3 protein-coding genes are annotated in these 2,342 nt (G+C 55.9%); all 3 read right to left on the reverse strand.

The genetic code is table 11. The features are described from left to right. Positions 1-487: exodeoxyribonuclease III (locus lacNas_RS03500; RefSeq protein ID WP_244661417.1), on the reverse strand; the 487-nt coding region annotated here is incomplete at its 3' end. A gap of 30 nt (positions 488-517) precedes the next feature. Further along, positions 518-1,156, reverse strand: a complete 639-nt coding sequence (locus lacNas_RS03505) for an HAD family hydrolase (RefSeq protein WP_201331574.1) — start codon at positions 1,154-1,156, stop codon at positions 518-520. 58 nt (positions 1,157-1,214) lie between these two features. Continuing rightward, a complete protein-coding gene (locus tag lacNas_RS03510) occupies positions 1,215-1,928 on the reverse strand; it encodes a YjjG family noncanonical pyrimidine nucleotidase (protein WP_201331575.1) in 714 nt (237 codons plus the stop codon). Between the last annotated feature and the right edge of the window lie 414 nt (positions 1,929-2,342).

Below are 2,342 nucleotides of genomic sequence, written 5' to 3' on the forward strand. Positions count from 1 at the left end.
GGACCGGCTTGGCCTGGTCCAGCTCCTGCAGGTAGTCCCGGTAGCACTTGTCCCACTCCTGCCGGTCGCCTAAGCGGGCCAGACCGCTGCCGGCGTTGGGCGTGTAGACCTGGGTGACGTAGAAATCCGGAAATTCCAGGGTAAGGATCCGCCCTTCGGCGTCCATGGGCTCCGGGGCGCCGATTTCCGGCCGGGTCACCAGCGGGTCAAGGCCCTTTTTGTAGAGAAACATCGTGCCCGCGTACCCCTTCCGGGCTGGCTCGCCGCTGGAGCGCCAGACGTAGTCGTATTCCGGAAACAGGTCGGCCAGAGCAGCTTGGTGCTTCTTGCTTGGGCCGCTGGCCGGCAGCTTGGTCTCCTGCAGGGCCAGGACGTCGGGAGCCTGGTCATGCAGCTTTTTCAAGACCCCCCGGGTCAGTTCCGCCCGCGGGGAAGTCCCCGTCAAGGCCGCGTTCAATGAGTCGATGTTCCATGAGATCAGTCGCATTTTTCTTTCACTTTCTGTTTTTCTTTGCTCTTAAATGTCCAAAATTTCCAGAGGGTAGTCCACCGTGTAGTCGGCTCCCTCCTTTTTGAGGCCGGCCGGGTCAAAAGCCCCCCAGGTGCAGGCGCAGGTCGCGCAGCCGGCATTTTTGCCCATCCGGATGTCATACTTGGCATCCCCCAGCATGACCGCTTCCGTCAAATCCAGCCCGTGGCGCTTGACCAGCAGGTCGATTTCGTCGCTGGCCGGCTTGTGGTTGACCACTTCATCGGCACCCACGCAGTCGGCGAACAGGTCGGCCAGACCCAGTTTTTCCAGGTTGTGGACAATTTCCGGGTGGGTCTTGCTGGAGCAGACGAAGAGCTGCTTGCCTGCCAGCTTCAGCTGGGTCAAGGTCTTGACGATTCCTGGAAAAATACGGATCTGGGAATCCTCGAGCAGCTTGTATTCGGCCATGCTTTCCTCAAACAGGGTCTGGGCCAGGTCGCCCCGGTGCCCTTCCTGGGCCCAGCGGGCAATCGAGACGTCGATCGGAATCCCCATGGCCTGGTAGACGGCTTCCCGGCTGGGCACCTTGACCCCGCGGGCCTCAAAGGCCTTCTGCACGCTGGCCGCGTAAATGTGGCGCGATTCACAGATCGTGCCGTCGAAATCAAAAAAGTAAGTTTCCATTTTTCCCCCGCCTTTTCTGCTAAAAAGCTTGCTTGTCTATTCTAAGTATAGCCGAAAATCAGCGCAGGGCGGTCGGCGCGAAATCCTTTTTCAAAATCCGCTGGAACTGGGCATAGTTGTCCACCTCAAACAGGGGGTGGACCGGCAGGGTCTTCTGCCGGTGGCGGTGGTTGTACCAGATGCTGTCAAAGCCGTAGTTTTCCGCCCCCTGGATGTCTGAAGACAGGCCGTCGCCAAAGAAGACGGTCTGGTTGGGACTGTAGCCGCTTCTGGCGAAGAAGTAGTCGAAGATCTCCGCGTTGGGCTTCTGCACGCCGGCTTCCTGGCTGGTTACGATCAAGTCAAAGTAGTCCTTGATCCCGGCCAGTTCCAGCCGGTGCTCCTGGCCGAACTGCTCCCCGTTGCTCAGAACCGCCAGGCTGTAGCCTAACCTTTTGGCATAGCGGAGGGTGTCCTTGACCCCCGGCAGCAGCTCATGGCCGGTATGGAAGTAGCTGTGGAATTCGTCGGCCGTCTCCATCCCGTCCACTTCGACCCCGCAGTACTTTTTGATCAAATCCGGGAACATGACCTCATACAGCTGCTCCAGGGTCAGCTCCCCCTTCTCCAGCCGCCGCCAGAGCCCTTCGTTGTAGGCGTGGAATTCTCTTTCAAAGTCGTCGCTGATCTGCCAGCCGTGGGAACTGAACAGCCGGGCCAGTGAGTCGCTCACCGTTTTTTCGGTGTCGATCAAGGTGTCGTCTACGTCTAAAATAATCTGCTGGTAGCGCATGTTTCCTCCTTCACGCGATTGCATTGCTTGTTTCCGTTACGCGTATTAAGTTTCAATTATAGCTAAAAAGCTGGTCCAGTGCAAAAAATCCTCCCCTCTTTCCCGCCTGCTTCCCCATCCTCTTTTCCACATCTTGGGCCTTACTCCAGCAAGGGGCCACGACATGTTGTGGATAACTTTGGGGAAACTTGTGCATATCTTGTGCCTGCCCGTCATTGCAGCCACCAGGGCTTGTTTTGGCCTTTTTTTGCAGTTTTTCGCCTTTTACTATACGTATACTTGATAAAATATTTTATTGACAAAGCACTTGGAGAAAACTATATTAATCAAGTAAGCAATAGTATTAATTTGAGATAATGGATTGAAGGAGCATAACGTGTCCAGCAAAAATACTTTTCAGCTCTGTCTTTTGGC

It is taken from the genome of Lactobacillus nasalidis (assembly GCF_016587775.1).
Lineage (GTDB): Bacteria > Bacillota > Bacilli > Lactobacillales > Lactobacillaceae > Lactobacillus > Lactobacillus nasalidis.